The 19,819-nt window shown below is 74.0% G+C and carries 17 protein-coding genes and 1 tRNA gene; 6 read left to right on the top strand and 12 right to left on the bottom strand.

Annotated elements, in window-relative coordinates; genetic code table 11:
• The first annotated feature begins 398 nt into the window (after positions 1-398).
• Positions 399-2,678, top strand: coding sequence for a M4 family metallopeptidase (locus HS045_RS14970; protein WP_196451964.1), 2,280 nt, complete (start codon positions 399-401; stop codon positions 2,676-2,678).
• Positions 2,679-2,868: 190 nt separating this feature from the next.
• On the opposite strand, the gene HS045_RS14965 is transcribed toward HS045_RS14970, so the two are convergent.
• The 7 genes from HS045_RS14965 to HS045_RS14935 form a co-directional block, all read right to left on the bottom strand.
• On the bottom strand, positions 2,869-3,342 hold the full coding sequence (locus HS045_RS14965) for a hypothetical protein (RefSeq protein WP_374191392.1): 474 nt from the start codon (positions 3,340-3,342) through the stop codon (positions 2,869-2,871).
• Between the two features lie 39 nt (positions 3,343-3,381).
• Positions 3,382-4,641: an iron uptake transporter deferrochelatase/peroxidase subunit gene (gene efeB, locus HS045_RS14960; protein WP_196451962.1), complete on the bottom strand. Its 1,260-nt coding sequence runs from the start codon at positions 4,639-4,641 to the stop codon at positions 3,382-3,384.
• Positions 4,638-5,804, bottom strand: coding sequence for an iron uptake system protein EfeO (gene efeO, locus HS045_RS14955; RefSeq protein WP_196451961.1), 1,167 nt, complete (start codon positions 5,802-5,804; stop codon positions 4,638-4,640). Before efeO ends, efeB begins: the two co-directional genes overlap by 4 nt.
• 14 nt (positions 5,805-5,818) lie before the next feature.
• Entirely contained in the window at positions 5,819-6,661 is an 843-nt protein-coding gene (gene efeU, locus HS045_RS14950) for an iron uptake transporter permease EfeU (protein ID WP_307827530.1), read from the bottom strand.
• Positions 6,662-6,892: 231 nt separating this feature from the next.
• Positions 6,893-8,074: an amidohydrolase gene (locus HS045_RS14945; protein WP_196451959.1), complete on the bottom strand. Its 1,182-nt coding sequence runs from the start codon at positions 8,072-8,074 to the stop codon at positions 6,893-6,895.
• Between the two features lie 26 nt (positions 8,075-8,100).
• Complete coding sequence (locus HS045_RS14940) at positions 8,101-9,348, bottom strand: alpha/beta hydrolase-fold protein (protein WP_196451958.1); 1,248 nt, start codon at positions 9,346-9,348, stop codon at positions 8,101-8,103.
• 1 nt (position 9,349) lies between these two features.
• A complete protein-coding gene (locus HS045_RS14935) occupies positions 9,350-11,578 on the bottom strand; it encodes an iron chelate uptake ABC transporter family permease subunit (RefSeq protein ID WP_196451957.1) in 2,229 nt (742 codons plus the stop codon).
• 55 nt (positions 11,579-11,633) lie between these two features.
• Between HS045_RS14935 and HS045_RS14930 the strand changes: the two genes are divergently transcribed.
• The gene (locus HS045_RS14930) at positions 11,634-12,605 is read left to right on the top strand and encodes an ABC transporter substrate-binding protein (RefSeq protein ID WP_196451956.1); all 972 of its coding nucleotides are present in this window, start codon (positions 11,634-11,636) and stop codon (positions 12,603-12,605) included.
• 60 nt (positions 12,606-12,665) lie between these two features.
• On the opposite strand, the gene HS045_RS14925 is transcribed toward HS045_RS14930, so the two are convergent.
• Positions 12,666-13,760 (bottom strand): hypothetical protein, encoded by a 1,095-nt coding sequence (locus HS045_RS14925; RefSeq protein WP_196451955.1) that lies wholly within the window; start codon positions 13,758-13,760, stop codon positions 12,666-12,668.
• A 268-nt stretch (positions 13,761-14,028) separates the two neighbouring features.
• Here HS045_RS14925 and HS045_RS14920 point away from each other — a divergent pair, with 268 nt between their 5' ends.
• On the top strand, positions 14,029-14,556 hold the full coding sequence (locus HS045_RS14920; RefSeq protein WP_196451954.1) for a DinB family protein: 528 nt from the start codon (positions 14,029-14,031) through the stop codon (positions 14,554-14,556).
• A gap of 129 nt (positions 14,557-14,685) precedes the next feature.
• Here the strand turns inward: HS045_RS14920 and HS045_RS14915 are convergent.
• From HS045_RS14915 to HS045_RS14905, 3 genes are all read right to left on the bottom strand, one after another.
• Positions 14,686-14,759: transfer RNA gene (locus HS045_RS14915), tRNA-Lys, on the bottom strand.
• A 390-nt stretch (positions 14,760-15,149) separates the two neighbouring features.
• A complete protein-coding gene (locus tag HS045_RS14910) occupies positions 15,150-15,548 on the bottom strand; it encodes an OsmC family protein (protein ID WP_196451953.1) in 399 nt (132 codons plus the stop codon).
• Between the two features lie 108 nt (positions 15,549-15,656).
• Positions 15,657-15,959, bottom strand: a complete 303-nt coding sequence (locus HS045_RS14905) for a hypothetical protein (RefSeq protein WP_307827529.1) — start codon at positions 15,957-15,959, stop codon at positions 15,657-15,659.
• Between the two features lie 245 nt (positions 15,960-16,204).
• Here HS045_RS14905 and HS045_RS14900 point away from each other — a divergent pair, with 245 nt between their 5' ends.
• From HS045_RS14900 to HS045_RS14890, 3 genes are all read left to right on the top strand, one after another.
• Entirely contained in the window at positions 16,205-16,579 is a 375-nt protein-coding gene (locus HS045_RS14900; RefSeq protein WP_196451951.1) for a phage holin family protein, read from the top strand.
• A gap of 285 nt (positions 16,580-16,864) precedes the next feature.
• Entirely contained in the window at positions 16,865-17,836 is a 972-nt protein-coding gene (locus HS045_RS14895; protein ID WP_196451950.1) for an amidohydrolase family protein, read from the top strand.
• 115 nt (positions 17,837-17,951) lie between these two features.
• Positions 17,952-18,515 carry a cysteine dioxygenase family protein gene (locus tag HS045_RS14890; protein WP_196451949.1) on the top strand — a complete coding sequence of 188 codons (564 nt, stop codon included), beginning with the start codon at positions 17,952-17,954 and terminating at the stop codon, positions 18,513-18,515.
• A 124-nt stretch (positions 18,516-18,639) separates the two neighbouring features.
• Here the strand turns inward: HS045_RS14890 and HS045_RS14885 are convergent, their stop codons facing one another.
• Complete coding sequence (locus HS045_RS14885) at positions 18,640-19,737, bottom strand: glycerophosphodiester phosphodiesterase (RefSeq protein ID WP_196451948.1); 1,098 nt, start codon at positions 19,735-19,737, stop codon at positions 18,640-18,642.
• Positions 19,738-19,819 lie beyond the last annotated feature (82 nt).

Here is a 19,819-nt window from a genome sequence, read left to right as displayed (position 1 = left end):
CGAGCGCCTTCCGGCGGAGCCAGGCCCCTCCGCCCAGCGACCCATCGGCCCATGGGCGCTCCCCGCCCACCGGCCACCCGCGATCCCGCCCGACGACGCACTTGCCGATCCGCTTGCCGGTTCCCGGCGCAGCAAGCGCCTTCCCTCGCTCTCCGTGCAGAACCCGGCGCACTGAGCGATCACCCCGGCAGTCGATCGACAGAAGTTTGCAGCAGGAGTTGAAAATATTGACCCATTTCCGTCCGGAGTGGGACCGTTCGTCCGCGTTGTTCGCGGCGATCCCTGCCGGCAGATCCTGACGGGCCCCGCCCGCCATGGCAGGTCTCGCGTCGATGTCCGCGGCGGCGGCCGTACGCCGCCACCGCGGTCCCCCCACATCGCCAGAGAGCGAGAACAGCATGAGAGGGTTCCTCCGGGTACTGACTCCGGTCGGTATCGCCACCGCCCTGACGGCGGCCACCGTGCTCGCCGTACCCGCCTGGGCGGATCCGCCCCCCGCGCCCGCCGACGCGGCCGCCGTGGCCAGGGCCGAACAGGCCATCGAGCGGCACCGCGACGCGATCCGCGGGGCCGGCCAGGACGACTACAAGGTCCAGAACGTCCGGGTGGACGCCGACGGCGCGTCGCACGTCCGCTACCACCGCACCTACCGGGGCCTGCGGGTCCGCGGCGGCGACTTCGTCGTCCACCTCGGGTCCGACGGCGCCTTCACCGACGCCTCGGTCGGACTCACCGAGGCGCTGACGCTCGGCACCACCCCGAAGGCGTCGGCCGCCACCGCCGCGGGGAAGGCCAAGGCCGCGTTCACCGGGAAGATCACCGAGGTCGGCGATCCAGAGCTGTTCGTCGACGCCTCCTCCGGACAGGGGCGCCTGGCCTGGGAGACCGTGGTCGGCGGCTGGGCCGCCGACGGGCAGACGCCCTCGCGGCTGCACGTGATCGTCGACGCCTCCTCCGGGGAGGTCACCGACTCCTACGACGAGATCCGGTCGGCCGTCGAGGGCGTCCCGGCGCACACCGGGGGCAGCGCGAACACCCTGGTCGACGGGACCGGGAACTCGATCTACTCCGGCACCGTCACGATCTCCACGACGCAGTCCGGGAGCTCGTACACCATGGTCGACCCGGACCGCGGCAACGGCAGAACGTGTGACATGAACAACCGCACCAGCGGCACGTGCACGACGTTCAGCGACCCCGACAACGCCTGGGGCACCGGTTCCAACGGCAACCGCCAGTCGGCCGGAGTGGACGCCCACCACGGCGCCGCCACGACGTTCGACTACTTCAAGAACGTGCACGGCCGCAACGGCATCTTCGGCAACGGCAGCGGCGTGCCGAGCCGGGTCCACTACGGCAGCAACTACGTCAACGCCTTCTGGGACGGCTCCCAGATGACCTACGGCGACGGTTCGGGCAACGCCAAGCCGCTGGTCGCCATCGACGTGGCCGGGCACGAGATGTCCCACGGCGTGACCGAGAACACCGCCGGCCTGACCTACTCCGGCGAGTCCGGCGGCCTGAACGAGGCCACCAGCGACATCTTCGGGAACATGGTCGAGTTCTACGCCGGCAACAGCGCCGACCCCGGCGACTACCAGGTCGGCGAGAAGATCGACATCAGGGGCAACGGCGCCCCGCTCCGCTACATGTACAACCCCGCGCTGGACGGCAGCTCGCACTCCTGCTGGTCGACCTCCACCGCGAGCGTCGACGTCCACTACTCCTCCGGCGTCGGCAACCACTTCTTCTTCGACCTCGCCGAGGGGACCGGGGCGACCCCGTACGGCACCTCGCCGGTGTGCGGCTCGGCCCCGGCGGTGACCGGCATCGGCCGGGCGAAGGCGGAGAAGATCTGGTTCCGGGCGCTGGACTCCTACTTCACCTCCAGCACCCGCTACGTCAACAGCGGCAACCCGGCCAACACCGCCCGCGCCTACACGCTCCGCGCCGCCACCGACCTGTACGGCAGCTGCTCGGCCGAGTACCGGACCGTCCAGGCGGCCTGGACCGCGGTCAACGTGGCGGGCAACGACGCCCCGTGCTCGTCCGGGAACGACTTCTCGGTCGCGGTCGCCCCGGCCTCGGCCTCCACCGACCCCGGCGGCTCCGTCGAGGCGACCGTCTCCACCCAGGTCACCGGTGGCTCCGCGCAGACCGTGGCCCTGTCCGCCTCCGGCCTGCCCGCGGGCGCCACCGCCTCCTTCACCCCCGCCTCCGTACAGGCCGGCGGCACCGCGAGACTGACCGTGGCCACCTCCGCCACCACCCCCGCGGGCACCTACCCCGTCACCGTCACCGGCACCGGCGCCACCGCCACCCGCACCGCCGCCTTCACGCTGACCGTGGGCGGTCCGGGCGGCGGCGCCTGCCAGGGCTTCGAGACCACCAGGACCGGGACCCTGAGCTCCGGCGCCAGCCAGTACCAGCCCGACGGCGGCTCCTTCCCGACCACCGCCACCGGGACGCACCGCGCCTGCCTCGACGGCCCCGACGGCGCCGACTTCGACCTGTACCTGCAGAAGCGGGGCTCCCTGGGCTGGAGCACCGTGGCCCGCAGCACCTCCGACGGCCCCGATGAGAGCCTGACCTACAACGGCACCGCCGGCACCTACCGCTACCGCGTCCACTCCTACAGCGGCAGCGGTAACTACACCCTCGGCTACGACGCCCCGTAACGGCCGACGCCGTCCAGGCGCCCGCCGGAGCCCCCGGGCACCGGCGGGCGTCGCCCCGCGCCCGCCCCTTCGGCGCCGGCACCGCAGGCTCGTCCTCGCGCGGCGGGGTGGACCGGCGGACCCGAACGTTCCGGTCGCAGGCCGGTCGCAGGCCGGAGACGGCTCACCGGAGCCATGTGACGGATGCCCGTCAGCGGTCCGCTTCGTCCGTCTCGCCGAACAGGTCGTGCACGGTCGGGACGGTCACCGCGCGGGTCGCCCAGGACTCTAGCCGGGCGAGGTCGGCGCAGGCGGCGATCCGGGCCCGGACGTCGTCCGGCACCTGCAGACCGCGGGCGGCCAGCACCAGCAGCACCAGCCGGGCCGCCTCCTCGGCTCTGCCTTCCGCCTTGCCCTCCGCCTTGCCCTCCGCCTTGCCCTCCGCCTTGCCCTCCGCCTTGCCTTCGAGCTTGCCCTCTTCCAGGCCGCGGCCGTAGTGCTCACGGGCGAAGGGGCTGTAGACCGGCCAGGTGGTGGACGTCATGATCTCCTCCAGAAGGCGCCGCACCTCGGGTGCGGACATGCTGTAAGCGTGTTCATAGTACTTCGGAGCGTGATCGTCGGGCAGTTCCGCGAGCGCCGCGGCGAACGCCTCGACGACCTTGCGCTCGCGGCCGTGCACCATGACCGCCAAGGCCGCCAGCTCCGGCCGGGCCGCGGCCCCTCAGGCGAAGAGCGCCCTGCCCCAGTGGTCGCCCGCGTCCACCACGCCGGGCGGGCAGGCGAACAGGCCGCTGGAGACGTGCTTGATGTACTCGTTGAGCGGGTCGGTGGCGGCCAGCGCCTTCTGCACCGGGACGAACTGCTTGCGCGGGTCGCGCTGGTAGGCCATGAAGAACAGGCCCGCGTCGAGCCGGCCCAGGCCGTCGGAGCCGTCGACGTAGTTGTAGCCGCGGCGCAGCAGGCGTGCCCCGCCGTGCGCGGTGGGGTGCGCGAGCCGGATGTGGGCGTCCCGGGGGATCACCGGCTCGCCGCCGGAACCGGTCGCGGCGAAGTCCGGCTCGTCGAACTCCGCCTTCCCGGACAGCGGGGCGCCCTCGCCCTTGTCCCGGCCGAAGATCGCCTCCTGCTCGGCCAGCGGGGCGCGGTCCCAGGTCTCGATGTGCATCCGGATCTTGCGGGTGACCAGGTAGGCGCCGCCGTCCATCCAGGCAGGGCCGTCGCCCGGGGCCGCCCACAGGTGGTCGCGGAGCATCGCGGTGTCCTCGAGCTTGAGGTTGTTCGTGCCGTCCTTGAAGCCCATCAGGTTGCGCGGGGTGGCCTGCGCCCGGGAGGTGGACGACGTACGGCCGAAGCCCAGCTGCGAGTAGCGCACGCTCACCCTGCCGAACCCGAGCCGCGCGAGGTTGCGGATCGCGTGCACGGCCACCTGCGGGTCGTGCGCGCACGCCTGGACGCAGACGTCCCCCCCGGAGATCTCGGGCAGCAGCCCGTCGCCGGGGAAGGCGGGCAGGTCGGCGAGCGCGGGCGGCCTCCGGCCGGCCAGCCCGAACCGCCCGTCGAACAGCGACGGCCCGAAGCCGACCGTCAGCGTGAGGCCGGAGGCGGGCAGGCCGAGGGCCTCGCCGGTGTCGTCCGGCGGGGCCTCCGGGGCCCCGCCGACCGCGCCGAGCGCGCCGGCCTCCTTGCCCTGGGTCATCCGCGCGGCGGCGGCCGTCCACTCCTGCAGCAGGTCGACCAGCTCGGCCCGCTCGGTGGTGGTCACGTCGAAGGCGACGAAGTGCAGCCGGTCCTGGGCGGGGGTCGTGATCCCCGCCTGGTGCTCGCCGTAGAACGGCACCGCGTCGGCCGCCGAGGACGACGACACCGTGCGGGCGGCGGGCGGCTCGTCCGCGAGCACCCGGGCGGTGACCGCGCCGGCCCCGACGGCGGCGACGCCCGCGGCGCCCAGCCCGAACAGCGACCGGCGGCTGAGCCCGCTCACCGGACCACCACCGCCGCGACCTTGCTGATCGGCTCGGAGAGGCTGTTGATGGCGTCCGACAGCACGCGCAGGTCCTCCTTCGACAGCTCGGTGTGCAGCTTCCAGCCGTCGCCGCTGCGGTGCGCCTCCAGCGCGGCCTCGGCGGCGGCGAACCTCTCGTCCAGGGTCTTCACCAGCGCCGGGTCGCGCTCCTCCAGGACCGGGCGGAGCGCCTGGACCGCGGCCCTGGAGCCCTGGAGGTTGGCGGCGAAGTCCCACAGGTCCGTGTGGGAGTAGCGGTCCTCCTCGCCAGTGATCTTCCCGGTGGCCACCTCGTCGAGCAGCTCCTTGGCGCCGTTGGCGAGCTGCACGGGGGAGAGCTCGGCCGCGTTGGCCTTCTCCACGATCGTGGTGACGTCGGTCATCAGCTTGTCGGCCAGCTCGTCGTCGCCCGAGACGTCCTCGGCGACCCACAGATCCTTCTCGATCTTGTGGAAGCCGGTCCACTCCTCGCCCTCGGCCACGTCGTTCTCCCGGGCGTCGATCGCCGGGTCGAGGTCGCCGAAGATCTCCGCCACCGGCTCGATGCGCTCCCAGTAGGTGCGGGAGACGGGGAACAGCTCCTTGGCCTTGTCGATGTCCTCGGCCTTGACGGCGTCCACGAACTCCTTGGTCTTGACCAGCAGGGTGTCCGACTGGGACTTGACGTACCGCTTGTAGCCGGCGACGGCCTCGGCGAGCTTCGCGTCGTCCGTCAGCGGCTTGTGCTCCCCGGTGACCTTGAGGGCGTTGCGGATGCCCTTGCCGGTCATCCCGGGCTTGCAGGCCGTCTCGTAGGTGCCCGCCGGAAGCTCCACGACGAGCTCGCGGGTCAGGCCGGGGACGATGTTCTCCACCTCGCCCATCACCCGGTCGCCCGCGGCGAAGACGTAGAACTCCGTCACCTTGGCGCCGCCGTTGGTCACGGAGAACGTCGAGGTGCCCGCGGCCACCTCGGCGGCGGCGACCCTGCACTCGGTGTCGGTGGCGGCGACGGCGATCGGGCCGTCCTTCGCCCCGGCGGCGGCCGTGGCCCCCGTGCCGGAGCCGGGATCGGCCGACGAGCAGCCGGCGAGACCGGCGAGGGCGAGGACGGCGGCCGCCACGGCGGGTACGGCGGCGGGCAGGGCGGTGGGGGTGCGCATTGCGTTGACTCCGGTCAGGAAGCGGTCTGGGCCGGCTGGGGGGCGGGACCCGCGGGCGTCCTGCCGCCGGGCCACAGGAAGAGGACGAGGACGGGGACCGCGTAGGCGACCCAGGCGACGGTCTCCAGGACGCTCGGCTGGGCGGTGACGTTGAACATGCCGCCCAGCACCATCGAGTACCAGGCTCCGGGGTCGAGGACGCCGCTGATGTCGAAGGCGTGGGTGTTCAGCCCCGGCAGGAACCCGGCCTCCTGCAGGTCGTGCACGCCGTACTTGAGGATGCCGGCGGCGACGAGGATCAGCAGCAGGCCGGTCCAGGTGAAGAACGTGGTGAGGTTGATCCGCAGGGCGCTGCGGTACAGCCCCCAGCCGAGCGCGACCGCGGTCAGCAGGCCGAGGGAGATGCCGATCAGCGGGCTGGCGGTGGTGGTGGCGCCCTGCACGGCGGCGAACCACAGCAGCGTGGTCTCCAGCCCCTCGCGCGCCACCGCGAGGAACGCCACCACGACGACGGCCACGGGGCCCAGCCGCAGCGCCTCGCCGAGCTTCTCCCGCAGCTCGCCGGACATCCGCCGGGCGGCCGTCCGCATCCAGAAGATCATGGACGTGACGAACACGGTCGCCGCTATCGAGACGACCGCCTCGAACAGCTCCTGCTGCTGCAGGTCGAGGTGGGCGGCGGTGAAGGTGAGCAGCGCGCCGAACACCATCGAGAGCACGGCCGCGGCCCCGACGCCCGCCCAGACCAGCGGCAGCCGGTCGCGGCGGTCGCTCTTGACGAGGAAGGCCACCAGGATGGAGACGACGAGCGCCGCCTCCAGACCTTCACGGAGGCCGATGAGGTAACTCGCGAGCACGGTGGCCTCCACTCGTAAGCCTTACCTAACTTAGGACCGGCTTACCATAGCCTGAACGTTTCCTGAAGAGCGAACGGGGGTGGCGTTCCGGGACCGGAGGCCGCACCCGGCCGCCCGTCACGGCCGGACCGCCCCCGCCCCCGCCGCGCCGGACGGCCGCCACCGCACCCGACCGGCCGCCACCGCCGAGCCCGAGCACCCGGCCGCCCGTCACGACCGCGCCGTCGGCCGTCACCGCCGCGCCAGGTCGGCCGCCGTCCAGGCGAGCAGCACGGCGGCGTCGAGCAGCGCGCGGTCGGCGGCCGGGGCCGCGGCGGCGGCGGCGAAGGCGGCGTCGTGCGGCACGGCCCCGCCGGCGCCGATGTCGAGCATCGGGTGGATGGCGCGGACCGCGTGCGAGACGTTGGCCATGTCGGTCATCGCGAACGGCTCCCGCTCGACCGGGGCGGGCCGCCCGAGCGCGGCGGCGTTGGCCGCGTACAGCTCCGCCAGGCCCGCGTCGTCGCGGAAGTCCAGGTAGTCCGGTTCCGGGCGGGTCAGGTGCAGCTCGCAGCCGGCCGCCGTGGCGGCTCCCCGGAAGCAGTCCTCCACCCGGGCGCGGAGCGCCGCGAGGTCCTCGGCCCTGGCGGTCCTGATCTCGTAACTCGCCGTGGCGCGGGCCGGGATGACGTTGGGCGCCTCCCCCGCGGCCGTCACCACGCCGTGCACGTGCCAGTCGCGCGGGAGCTGCTGGCGCAGCAGCCCGATCGCGACCTGGGCCAGGGTCATCGCGTCGGCGGCGTTGCGGGCCTCGTGCGGGGCCAGGGTGGCGTGGGCCGGGCGGCCGAGGTACTCGGCGTCGAGGGTGCCGAGCGCGAACGAGCGGAACCTGACGGTCTCGAACGGCCCCGGATGCACCATCATGGCCGCGTCCACGCCGTCGAAGACGCCCGCCTCCAGCAGCAGCGCCTTGCCCCCGCCGCGCTCCTCGGCGGGGGTGCCCACCACCTTCACGGTCAGGCCGAGCGCCGCGGCGGCCGGGGCGAGCGCCAGGCCCGCGCCGACGGCCGCGGCGGCGATCACGTTGTGCCCGCAGGCGTGGCCGAGGCCGGGCAGCGCGTCGTACTCGGCGCAGAACGCCACCGTCACGGGGCCGGAGCCGTACGACGCGGAGAAGGCGGTCGGCAGGCCGCCCGCCCCGGCGGTCACCTCGAACCCGGCCGCCCGCAGCTCCCGCGCCGTCCACTCCGCCGCCCGGTGCTCGGCGAAAGCGGTCTCGGGGTGCGCGTGGATGCGGTGGCTCAGTCCGACCAGCGCCTCGGCGTGCGCCAGCACCCGTTCCCGGATCGCGGCCTTCACCGGGTCGCCCCCCGCTCCGTCCGCACCCGTCCCCTCCGCGCCCATCACGTCCGCTCCCGTCCCCTCCGCGCCCATCACGTCCGCTCCGTCCTCCGCGCCCGTCACAGCCACCCCGCGGCCAGGCCGGAGAGCCCGGAGGCGAGTCCGCCCAGCCAGCAGGCCGGGTCGTGGCCGCCGTTGTACTCGGTGAGCGTCACCTCGTACCCCTTGGCCGCCAGGACCTCGGCGAACCGCCGGTTCTCGGCCAGCAGCATCCACTCCAGCCGTCCGGCCTCCACGTGGAAGCGGACCGGGAGCCGGGGCGCCCGCTCGTAGCGCCGGGTCAGCCATTCGGGGTCGTCGTCGCTCCACCAGTAGGAGCCGGACTGCGAGAGCACGTTGCCGAAGCGTTCGGGTGCGGTGAACGCCGCGTAGGAGGCGGTGAGCCCGCCGAAGCTCTGGCCCGCGACCACGGTCAGCCCGGGGTCGCCGGTGACCCCCCACGCCCGCTCCGCCCACGGCAGCACCTCGCCGGCCAGGTGCCGGACGAACGGCTCGTGGCAGGCCATCTCGCGCAGCCGGGTCGGCCGGTCCACCGCGTCGGGCAGCAGCACGACCGTCGGCGGGATCCGGCCCTCGGCGATCAGGTTGTCCATCGTCGGCGCGATCCGCCCGGCCCACACGTCCCCGTCGAGCAGGACCAGCACCGGGTACGGCCCGCCGCCCCCGCGCCCCGCCGCCCCGCCGTCCCGCTCCGCCGCGGGGGCCTCCGGAGCCGCCGGATGCGCTGAGACCCCCGGCGAACCCGGCGCAGAGCCCTCCGCGATGGAGGCCTCGTGCCCCGGCGGCGTGTAGACCCAGACCCGCCGTCCGGCGACCGCGCTCTCGTGCACCCGCCCGGCGGGCACGCCCGGACGCCGGTCCCGGTACGGCTGCGCGGGGGCCTCCGGCAGTTCCAGCAGGGAGGAGGCGTTGCGGCCGTGGCCGCCGGGGATCCGGAGGGGATTGCCCGGGTCGGGGAGGGCCGTCATCATGACGCGCAGCCAGGAGTCCCGGTCGGTGCCGGGGACCTCCGTACACGGCAGGATCTGGTAGCTCGCCCGCAGGTCCCCGTCGAGCTCGTAGGTCAGGCGGAGCCGGTCGCCGCCCGGTTCCCGGGTCATCACGTGACCGCCGATGTCGCCCGCGTGCCGGTCCCGGTCGGTCAGCGTGTTGATCAGGACGACCGCCCGCTCGTCCGCCGACCGGGCCCGCCACAGGAAGGTCACCCGGTACCGGCCCGGCGTCCCGGACGGCTCGACCAGCGGGGTGGCCCGGCCGTCCGGCGCGGCCACGCCCGGGGAACCGGATTCGGGGGAGTACGGCGGCATGTCACGACCTCCGGTCGGAGAGCAGGGTCCACAGCAGGAAGGGGCCGCCCAGGATGCTCGTCACGACGCCCGCGGGGATCTCCGCCCCGGAGGCGACGACGCGGCCGATCGTGTCGGCGGCCACGACGAGCGCGGCCCCGGTGAGGGGCGCGCCGACGAGCGGGAGCCGGGCGGGCCCGGACAGGCGGGCGGCGATGACGGGGGCGGCCAGCGCGACGAAGGCGATGGGCCCGCCGATGCCGATCGCCAGCCCGGCCAGGGCCACGGCCAGGGCCAGGACGGCCGACCGGGTCCTGCGGGGGTCCGCCCCGAGCCCGGCGCCGACGTCCTCGCTGAACCGCATCACGTCCAGCCTCCGGGAGACGGCCAGCGCGGCGGGCAGCAGCAGGGCCAGCCCGGCGGCCACCGGGAGCGCCACCGGGTAGCCGCGTCCGGCGAGGCTGCCGACGCTCCAGGAGTGGATGGCCGTGGCCGAGCTGAGCCCGTTCCAGGCCAGGGCCGACTGGGTCAGCGCCCCGCCCAGGGTGGTGACCGCCAGACCCGTGACGATGAACCGGTAGCCCTGGGTGCCGACGCCGCCGGAGATCGCGAAGACCACGGCGGTGGCGGCGAGCGCGCCGAGCGGGCCGGTCCACCAGTGCTCGAAGAGCATCTCCGCGGACGACACCAGCCCGGCCAGCATGATGGCGATGACGGCGCCCTGGTTGATGCCGAGCATGTCGGGGGTGGCCAGCCGGTTGCGGGCCAGCGCCTGGGTCAGGCAGCCGGACAGGCCGAGCGCGGCCCCCGCCACCAGCCCGGCGACGATCCGGGGCAGCCGGATCTCCTGGACGAGCAGGATCTGCCCGCCCGTCCCGGTCCCGCGCAGCGCGTCCAGCGCCTGGCCGGCGGACATCGCGGACTGCCCGGCCACCAGCGCGGCCACCCCCGCCGCCACCGCGAGCGCGGCCAGCGCCACGGCGGCGAAGGAGGAGCGCACGGGGAGCAGGACCGACAGGGCGCCGAGCCGTACCGGCAGCGTGTCGGACGGCAGCGGTCCCCGCCCCGGCCCGGACCCTGCGGCGCGGCGCCGTACGGCGGGCGCGGAGAGGCCGGCCGCGCGGGCTCCGTCCGGCCGCGTCCCGCCCGCGCGGTCCGCTCCGGCCCGCCGCCGCAGGATCCGGCGGACCCCCTCCAGCGGAGGCCGGAGGAGACCGGCCCCGCGGCGCGCGGCCCCGCCCGAGATCAGGTCCCCGGCCCCGGCGGCCACCGCGCGGGAGCGCGCCACCACGATCAGCACGGGTCCGCCGAGGACGGCGATCAGCAGGGAGACCGGCGCCTCGTACGGCCGCATGACCACCCGGGCGAGCACGTCCGCGCCGAGCAGCACCAGGGCGCCGGCCAGGCCCGACAGCACGATCTGCGGGCCGACCCGGCCGCCGAGCAGGGTCCTGGCCAGGTAGCCGGCCAGCAGCCCGAGGAAGCCGATCGGCCCGGCGACCGCGACCGCGGCGGCGCTGAGCAGCGTCACCGCCACGGTCACCGCGACCCGGGTACGGCCGGGCCGGTGGCCGAGGGCCACGGCCATGTCGTCGCCGAGGGAGAGCGCGGCCAGCGGCCGGGCCGCCAGCGCGGCCAGGCCGAGCCCGGCCAGGATCGCCGGGGAGACCGACAGGACCCGCTCCAGCGGGACGCCCGCGAGCGAGCCGAGCACCCAGAACCGGTACTGGTCGAAGGTGACGGGGTCGGCGACCAGCAGGGCCGAGGTGATGCCGGTGAGCGTGGCCGACAGCGCCGCACCCGCCAGGACGAGTTTGAGCGGGGAGAAGCGGGAGCCGATCAGCAGCACGACCCCGGTGGCCAGCAGCGCGCCGCCGAGCGCCCAGACCAGGTAGGCCCCGCCGGTCTGCGCGCCCGCGTACACGATCCCGACGACCACGCCGAGGGCCGCGCCCGAGTTGACCCCGAGCAGGCCGGTCTCGGCGAGCGGGTTGCGGGTGACCGCCTGCAGCAGCATGCCGGAGACGCCGAGGGCGGCGCCCACGACGAGGGCGGCCAGGGTGCGGGGCAGCCGGAGCGTGGTGACGACCATCTCCAGGTGGTGGTCGCCGCGGGCGCCCATCAGGTAGTCGAGGACCTGTTCCGGCGCGACCCGGCCGGCGCCGGTCAGCACGGAGGCCGCGGCGAGCCCCAGCAGTGCCGTCAGGCAGAGGGTGAACACCGGGAGGGGGGCCCGGGGTTGCGTAAACATAAGGTAAGGCTAACCTAAAGTAGGTAAGTCTTACCTCATCTGGTCTGGAGTTCGCATGACCCCCCTCCGTAGGGCCGGCGGCCTGTTCGCCGCCGCTCTCGCCGTCCTGGCCGTCGCGGCGTGCGGCACGTCCTCCCCGGACACGTCAGCGGCGCCCGCGGCCTCGGCCTCCGCCGCCGCACCGGCCTCGGCCGCCACCCGCGAGGTGAAGGACGCCACCGGCACCCTGATCAAGGTCCCCGCGGAGCCGAAGCGCGTGGTCACCCTCACCCAGGAGGACCTCGACGCCGCCCTCGCCCTCGGCGTCACCCCGGTCGGCATCACCAACGGCCAGGGCATCGACAAGCCCCCGGCGTACCTCGCCGACAAGGTCCAGGGCATCCCCGTCGTCGGGAACCTGCTCCAGCCGGTGATCGACAAGGTCGTCGAGGTCCAGCCCGACCTGATCCTCGCCGGGGACATGCAGGACCAGCAGATACTCGACCAGCTCCGCAAGATCACCCCTGCGACGGTGGTCACGATGGCCCCCACCGACGACTGGAAACTGTCGTTCATGGGCATCGGCAACACCCTGAACAGGCTCGACGCGGCCAAGAAGGTCCTCGCCGACTACGACGCCAAGGTCGCCGAGGCGAAGACCAGGGTCAAGCCCGCCGAGGTGAGCATCGTCCGGTGGAACCCGCAGGGCCCGAGCTGGATGGAGAAGCGGCAGTTCGCCGGCTTCGTCGCCACCGACCTCGGCCTCACCCGGCCCAAGGCGCAGGACAAGGACGGCACCGCCCACTCCATGCCGCTGAGCCTGGAGGCGCTGTCCGACATCGACGGCGACTGGCTGTTCCTGTCCACCCTCACCTCCGACGGGGAGAAGGCCCTCGCCGAGGTCAAGGAGACCCCCGCCTTCAAGGAGCTCAAAGCCGTCAAGGCCGACCATGTCGTGTCCGTCGACGGCTCGGTCTGGAGCACCCGCGGCGCGCCGCTCGCCGCCCAGGTCGTCCTGGACGACCTGGTCAAGGCCCTCGCGGGCTGACCGACCCCGCACTCCCCGGCTCCGGTCGCGGGACGCGCGCCCTCCCGCGGCCCCGCCGTCTCACCGGCGGGGCCCGCGCCCGTTCCCCTCGGTGTTCGCCCGCTCGGCGAAGGCCCAGTTGTCGGCGGTCGTCCTCAGCCCGGGCAGCCACGCGCCGGGCACGTCGCGCCCGGCGGCGAGCTGCCGGACCGCGCCGTCCCGCATCTCGCCGTGGGCGTGGAAGAGGTGGATCCCGGCCACCCCGAACCCGGGGAACCCCACCTCGACGCCGCGCGCGTCCTCGTAGGCGGCGTCGAGGATCCGGCCGGGGCCGGTGTCGAGGTCCTCGCCCAGGGCCTTGACGGAGTCCGGATGGATGCTCCTCATCCCGGCGCGCTGGGCCGCCGTGGGCACCCCGAACCCGTCAGGCGCCGCGCCTCCCTCGATCCGCCTCGGCCACGCCAGCGGCGTCGCGGCCGCACCCAACGCCGGGGCGGCGCGCCCCCCGATGTGGTAGCCGCCCAGACCGGCCAGCCCGGCCGTACCGAGCACGCCCAGGCCCGCCAGCACGTCGCGGGAGGCGCCGAGCCGGACCGCGGCCGCGGACAGCAGCGCCGCCGCCGAGCCGTTCGTCTTGGCCAGGCCCGCGATGAGCGTCCGCACGGCCGCCCTCGCCTCCACCATCCTGGCGTTGGCCACGTAGGTCGCCTGAGCCTTCAGCGGGGGCACCACCGCGGCGGCCAGGAGCGGCGCCACGTAGCGCACGAGCGCCGCCCCGACGACCGCGGACGACAGCCCGACGAACGTGTAGGCCAGCGCGGTCGCCTTCAACGCGGCGTCCATGCCGTCGTACATGTCGGCGGCCTGGGTGAGGGTCTCCTGGTAGGGCCGGACCCGGGCGGCCATGAAGGCGTCCCGGCCGCCTTCCGTCCACCGGTCGGCGTCCGCGCGGCCGTTCACCGCCTCCCCGACCAGGGCGTTCGCGGACCGGACGCGCTCGGCGACGCTCCCGTACCGGTCTCCGGCGTGCCAGATCTGGGCCGGGTCGGAGACGAGCGTGCCCAGCGCGAGCGCGACGGGGACGGCGGGCGGGAAGACGACCGCGGCGCTGGAGGCGTTCGCCGCCCCCCAGACGCTCGGAACCGAGGTGATCACATCACTGGGCGCAACACCCATGGGGTCGCTCCCCGGGTCGACGGACACGAGCGGATCGACCAGCAAGCTACAAGATCTCGCATGGTCTGACAACGGCCCGCACTCGCCGCGGCCCGCACTCGCCGCGGCCCGCACTCGCCGCGGCCCTCCCGATCCGCACGGCCCTGCCTCCCATCGAACCCGCCCCTCCCGCGGCGACCGCACCGGCGGCTCCGCACCCGGAAAGTGTCGGTGCCGATCGGTAACGTGAACCCGTCGGATCGCGCGAAGGCCACGGAAGGCAGGTCCCATGACCACCCAGGAGAAGACCATCACCGGCGAGAAGCCCATCACCGGCGAGCGGGCCGATCTGCTGCAGACGCTGGCCAGGCACCGGGGCTTCCTGCACCAGACCGTCGAGGGGCTGAGCGACGAGCAGGCCGCGCGGCGCACCACGGTGAGCGAGCTCTGCCTGGGCGGCCTGATCAAGCACGTGGCCGGGGTCGAGGAGGGGTGGATGCGGTTCGCGGTCGGCGGGGCCGAGGCGATGCAGAGCGTGCCGGTCGACTGGGAGGGCCAGTTCCGCATGCTGGAGGGCGAGACGCTGGCCGGGCTGCTCGACGCCTACGAGCAGGTGGCCCGCCGGACGGACGAGCTGGTGGCGACCCTGCCCGACCTGGACGCCGCCCACCCGCTCCCGCAGGCGCCGTGGTTCGAGCAGGGCGCCTCCTGGTCGGTGCGGCGGGTGCTGCTGCACGTCATCGCCGAGACCTCCCAGCACGCCGGCCACGCCGACATCATCCGCGAGGCGCTCGACGGCGCGAAGACCATGGGCTGAGACGACCACGGGCTGAGACGACCGGGCGACCGGAACGGGGCGAGGCCGGGGCGACCGGGGCTGAGGGCCGGGGCGGGGCCGGGACGAGAAAACCCGGGCCGGTGAGACCGGCCCGGGTTTTCACCTCGGTGCGCCGCCAGGGACTCGAACCCCGGACCCGCTGATTAAGAGTCAGCTGCTCTAACCAACTGAGCTAGCGGCGCTTGCGATGGCCCAACTCTAGCAGCCCGGCGGAGGACAACGCACACCCGTACAGAGACACCCGTACAGAGCACGCATCCACCCGGAGCACTCCGGCGCACAGATGCGGGGCCGGACGGTTCCCCCAACCGTCCGGCCCCGTCTTCACCTGGCGGGCTCTGCCGTCGCCTCCCCCAAGACGACGGCGGCTCCGCTCGTGGACGCGATCCCCCCGCGTCCTTTTCCGGTAAAAGTCTCCGTTCGGCCCCGGTGGCCTGTGCGGACCTCCTTGACCTGCTTCCACACTAGCGAGGCGAAGGCAACGGGAACGTCATACACAGGTTGGTTTTGCCTCTACACCCAGAGTGACCCGGTATTGCCCCGGGCCGACGCCCCGGATCCCGGGAGGGCCGTCACACCGGCAGTTCGAGGACGACCTCGGTGCGGTTGCGCAGGGCGTTGCTCACCGTGCAGTGGTTCTCCTCGACGCGGTGCGCGACCGCGCGGAAGACCTCGGCCGCCTTCTCATCGCCTTCGGGCAGTTCGACGTCGTAGGTCACGGTGATCGGTCCGAGCCGGGTCGGCTCGACCTTCTCGCTGTCGACGGTCATCGCCAGGCGGACCAGCCGGTGGCCGCGCTTGGCGGTGAGCGGCTCCACCGTGACGATGTTGCAGCCGCCGAGGGCGGCCAGCAGCAGCTCGACCGGGGTGAAGACGCCCGGCTCGTCACCGCCGCCCATGGACACCTCGGCTCCGCGCTCGTTGCGCGCGATGTATCCGTCCTCGGTCCGCTCCACATGCACCGATGCCATGATCCGTCCTCCCCGGTCGCCTGCCGATCACCCTATCCAAGGGTGCGGTGCGGCCGGGCGGAGGCGCCGGGCCGCACCCGGCGGCCGTGTTCCACCGCGGAGCGGGGATCAGGGTTCGGGCGCCGCCATGGCGTCCGGGTGCTTGGACAGGTAGGCGATGTAGAACGGCCGCAGCGCCTCACCGAGCTCGCCCTCACCCGCCACCATGGCGTCGCTGAGCAGAGCCGAGACCCGGGTGAGGTCGTTGGCCGTCTCGTCGCCGTTCCCGCTCGCGGCCTCGGCCGGCGGGATCATCTTGAGCAGTTCCCAGAGGAAGCCGAAGTCTCCGTGGTGCACCGCGTACCCCACTGCCCGGTCGTGGAGCTCCCGGGCCGACAACGCATCCAGCTCATCCGTTTCCAACGATCCCACCCCCTTATGCCCCATCTGCCCCCAGATGTGGGCGACCATGCGCGCCCGTCGTCGATCGAACGGTCAGCGGACGGTCCGACCCCGGTCAACGGCGCCTCACCGCGGGTCCCGCTCCGGGAGATCGGGCCAGGTCCACGTCATGGGCGGCACCGGAGCGGCCGGTGCCGGGGTATACCGGTCGGCGCAAAGATCTACGACCTTCGGGCCTACCGGCCGTCCGTTCGACCGTGCGAGGATCCCCGAACGTGAAGATAATCATCAAGGTCCTCATCGTGGCGGCCTCCCTGTGGGTGGCCGAGCTCCTCGTGGACGGGATCACCGTCTCCGGCGAGACGACACCGAAGAAGATCGGCACGCTGATCGCGGTCGCCTTCGTCTTCGGTCTCGTCAACGCGGTCCTCAAGCCGATCATCAAGACCGTCGGCTGCGCCTTCTACGTCCTGACCCTCGGGCTGTTCGCCCTCATCGTGAACGCCGGGCTGCTCCTGCTCACGAGCTGGATCTCCAACCGGCTCGACCTGTCGTTCAACGTGACGGGCTTCTGGGCCGCCCTCTGGGGCGCGATCATCATCGGCGTGGTGAGCTGGCTGCTCGACCTGGTCCTGGGCCGCGACGACTGACGCGGCGGCCGACAGGCCGTCCGACCCGACACCCCTCGACCCGGCGGGCCGATCCGACCGGCCGACCGGCACCCTCCCGACCTGACCGGCCGACCGGCCGACCGGCACCCTCCCGACCTGACCGGCCCCAGCGGACCGGGCACCCCCCGACCTGACCGGCCCCAGCGGACCGGCACCCTCCCGACCGCCCGAACGGGAGGCGTCCGCGCGCACCCGCACGCCTCCCGTGACGACACGCCGCCTATTGCATGTATTCTAGGTAGGTAATACAAGAATGGAGGGGTGATGGCCGTCGACGTGCACCAGCATCTGTGGACGCCCGCGTTCCTCGCCGCCCTCCGGTCCCGGACGGCCCCGCCGTTCCTGGACGGCTGGACCCTCCACCTGGACGGCGAACCCCCCTACGAGGTGGATCCGCGCGACCACGACCTCGCCGGCCGCCTCGCGCTGAACGCCGGCCTCGACCTGGCCCTGGTCTCGCTCTCGAGCCCGCTCGGCGTCGAGTCGCTACCGCCCGACGAGTCCTGGCCGGTCATCGACGCCTACCACGAGGACGCGCTCGCGCTCCCGGCCCCCTTCGGCGCCTGGGCCGCGACCTGCCTCACCGACCCCGACCCGGTACGCCTGACGGCGGTCCTCGACCGCGGTCTCGCCGGGCTCCAGCTCCCGGCGACGGCCGTACGGACCGCGGACGGCCTGCGCGCGGTGGCCCCGCTGCTGGACGTGCTGTCGGAACGGGGCCTCCCGCTCTTCATCCACCCCGGTCCCGTCGGAGGACCCGGTGACCGCTCCACCGCAGGCGCCGGGGGCGGGCCCGCCGGAGGACCGGGCGGCGGATCGGGGAGCGGCTCCGGCGACGGTCCCGGCTGGTGGTCCGCCGTCGTGCCGTACGTGCAGCAGATGCACGCCGCCTGGTTCGCGTTCGCCGCGTTCGGCCGCCCCCGACATCCCCGGCTCCGGGTCTGCTTCGCCCTGCTGGCCGGGCTGGCGCCGCTCCACTCCGAGCGGCTGGCCCGGCGGGGCGGCGGGGCCAGAGGGGTGGTGGACACCGGAATGTTCGTGGAGACCTCCTCCTACGGCCCCCGGGCCGTCGACGCGGTCGTCCGCGAGCTCGGCGTCGACGTCGTGGTCAGCGGTTCCGACCTGCCCTACGCCACCGCCCCGGACCTCTCCCCCGCCCTCGGCGCCGCCGCCTGGCACGCGGTCTCCGTCGCCAACCCCGCCCGTCTGCTCCACCGGAAGGAGCCTCGTCCATGAACCAGCCCCAGGGCCGTGCGCGCCGGACACCCGCGGGAGGCCGTCCATGACCTCGGCGGCCCTGACCGCGCCTCCCGCGGCGTCTCCCGCGGCGTCTCCCGCGGTGCCTCCCGCAATGGCCTCGGCGTCCCCGGCGGCCCACCCGGAAGCGCCCCCGGCGGCGTCCCCCGAGGCGGACTTCGCGAGCCTGCCCGCCCGCGACCTCGACCGGCGCGAGCTGCGCGAGCTGGTCGACGGACTGGCCGCCGACCCGGTCCGGTGGCAGGAGCACGTCCTCTTCCCGGAAGAGGGCGGACGGCACTACGCCTCCCTCTACCGGGACTCCCACGTCGACGTCTGGCTGCTGTGCTGGCGGCCCGAGGACGACACCGGCTGGCACGACCACGACGTCTCCTCCGGAGCCGTCCGGGTGGTGGCCGGGGCGCTCCTGGAGTGCAATCCCCGCATCGGCGGCGAACACCTGGAGACCGTCGTCTCGGCGGGTGAGTCGTTCTCCTTCGGCCCGGACCACATCCACCGGCTGACCGGCGCGGTGCACGGCAGCGTGTCGATCCACGCCTACTCGCCGCCGCTGTGGCGGCTGGGCCAGTACTCCATCAGCGGGACCGGCGTGATGCGCCGCGTCTCGGTGAGCTACGCCGACGAGCTGCGCCCGCTGGACGACGTCGTCCGACGGTGAGGATGCAGGCGAACGCCTCCCGGTGACGCCCGGCCCGTCGTCCGGCGGACCACGGGGCCGTAGGACCGCGGGACCACGGGGACCGCGGGAGGAGCAGCGTCACCGCCCGGCGACCGCTCGCGGCTCAGAGGACCCGTTCCCTGACGGCGCGCGCGATGCCCGGGTCGTCGGCGAAGACGCCGTCCAGGCCGAGCCGGTAGAGCTTCTCCAGCCAGCCCATCACGTCGCCGGTGGCCCGCGGGAAGGCCGGGTTGGCCGGGTCACCGCGCCGGAAGTCCACCGGGAGCTGGGAGTTCTCGTTCCGCACCGTCCAGGTGTGGACCTTCAGCCGGGCCCGGTGCGCGTCGCCGATCAGCGCGGTGGGCGCGAGCAGGCGGCCGTCGGGTCCGGTCGGCACGATCCGCCGGGTGTCCACGCCGATGCCGTCGGCGTACCGCGCGACCTCGCGCAGGCCCTCGGGGGTGACCATCGCGTCGTAGGTGCGCGCGTCCCCCGCGGCGGTCCAGTCGTACGGCGCGCCGCTCGCGCCGATCAGCTGGATCAGCGGGAGCCGGGTCCTCTTCCGCAGCTCGCGCAGGTTGGCGGTCTCGAAGGACTGGATGAAGACGGGGGAGCGCCTCCCGTCCCAGCCGTTCCTGCGGAGGGTCTCCAGCAGCGGCTCCTCCAGGGAGAGGCCGACGGAGTCGAAGTAGGTCGGGTGCTTGGTCTCGGGGTAGACGCCGACCCCGTGGTCACCGGCCAGCCGCAGGACCTCCTCGAAGGTCGGGATCTCCGCCAGCCCGTTGAAGACGGTGTTGCCCGGCCGCAGGTCGGGCACGCGCTCCACCGCCCGGAGGGTCTTCAGCTCGGCGAGCGTGAAGTCCTCGGTGAACCAGCCGGTGACCGGCCGGCCGTCGATGGTCTTCGTGGTACGGCGGGCCGCGAACTCCGGGTGGTCCGCCACGTCCGTGGTGCCGGAGATCTCGTTCTCGTGGCGCGCCACGAGGACGCCGTCCCTGGTGGAGACCAGGTCGGGCTCGATGTAGTCGGCGCCCAGCGCGATCGCGGCCTCGTAGGAGAGCAGGGTGTGCTCGGGCCGGTGGGCGCTCGCGCCCCGGTGGCCGATGACGATGGGCTCGTCGCCGCGGCGCTCGGCGGCGGCGGGTTCGGGTCGGTGCAGCACAACGGTGACGGTACCGGTCGCGAGGACGGTCAGCGCCACGGCGAGGAACCTACGGATCATGGAAGGACCGTAGGGATCCCGGATGGCCGCCGGATGGCCGCCGGGTGCCCGGGACACGACGGCCGCGCCACGCCCCGGCGCC

It is taken from the genome of Planomonospora sp. ID82291, assembly GCF_015711645.1.
Lineage (GTDB): Bacteria > Actinomycetota > Actinomycetes > Streptosporangiales > Streptosporangiaceae > Planomonospora.
The sequence above is the reverse complement of the archived record's forward strand: the minus strand, read 5'-3'. Positions and strand labels throughout refer to the sequence as shown.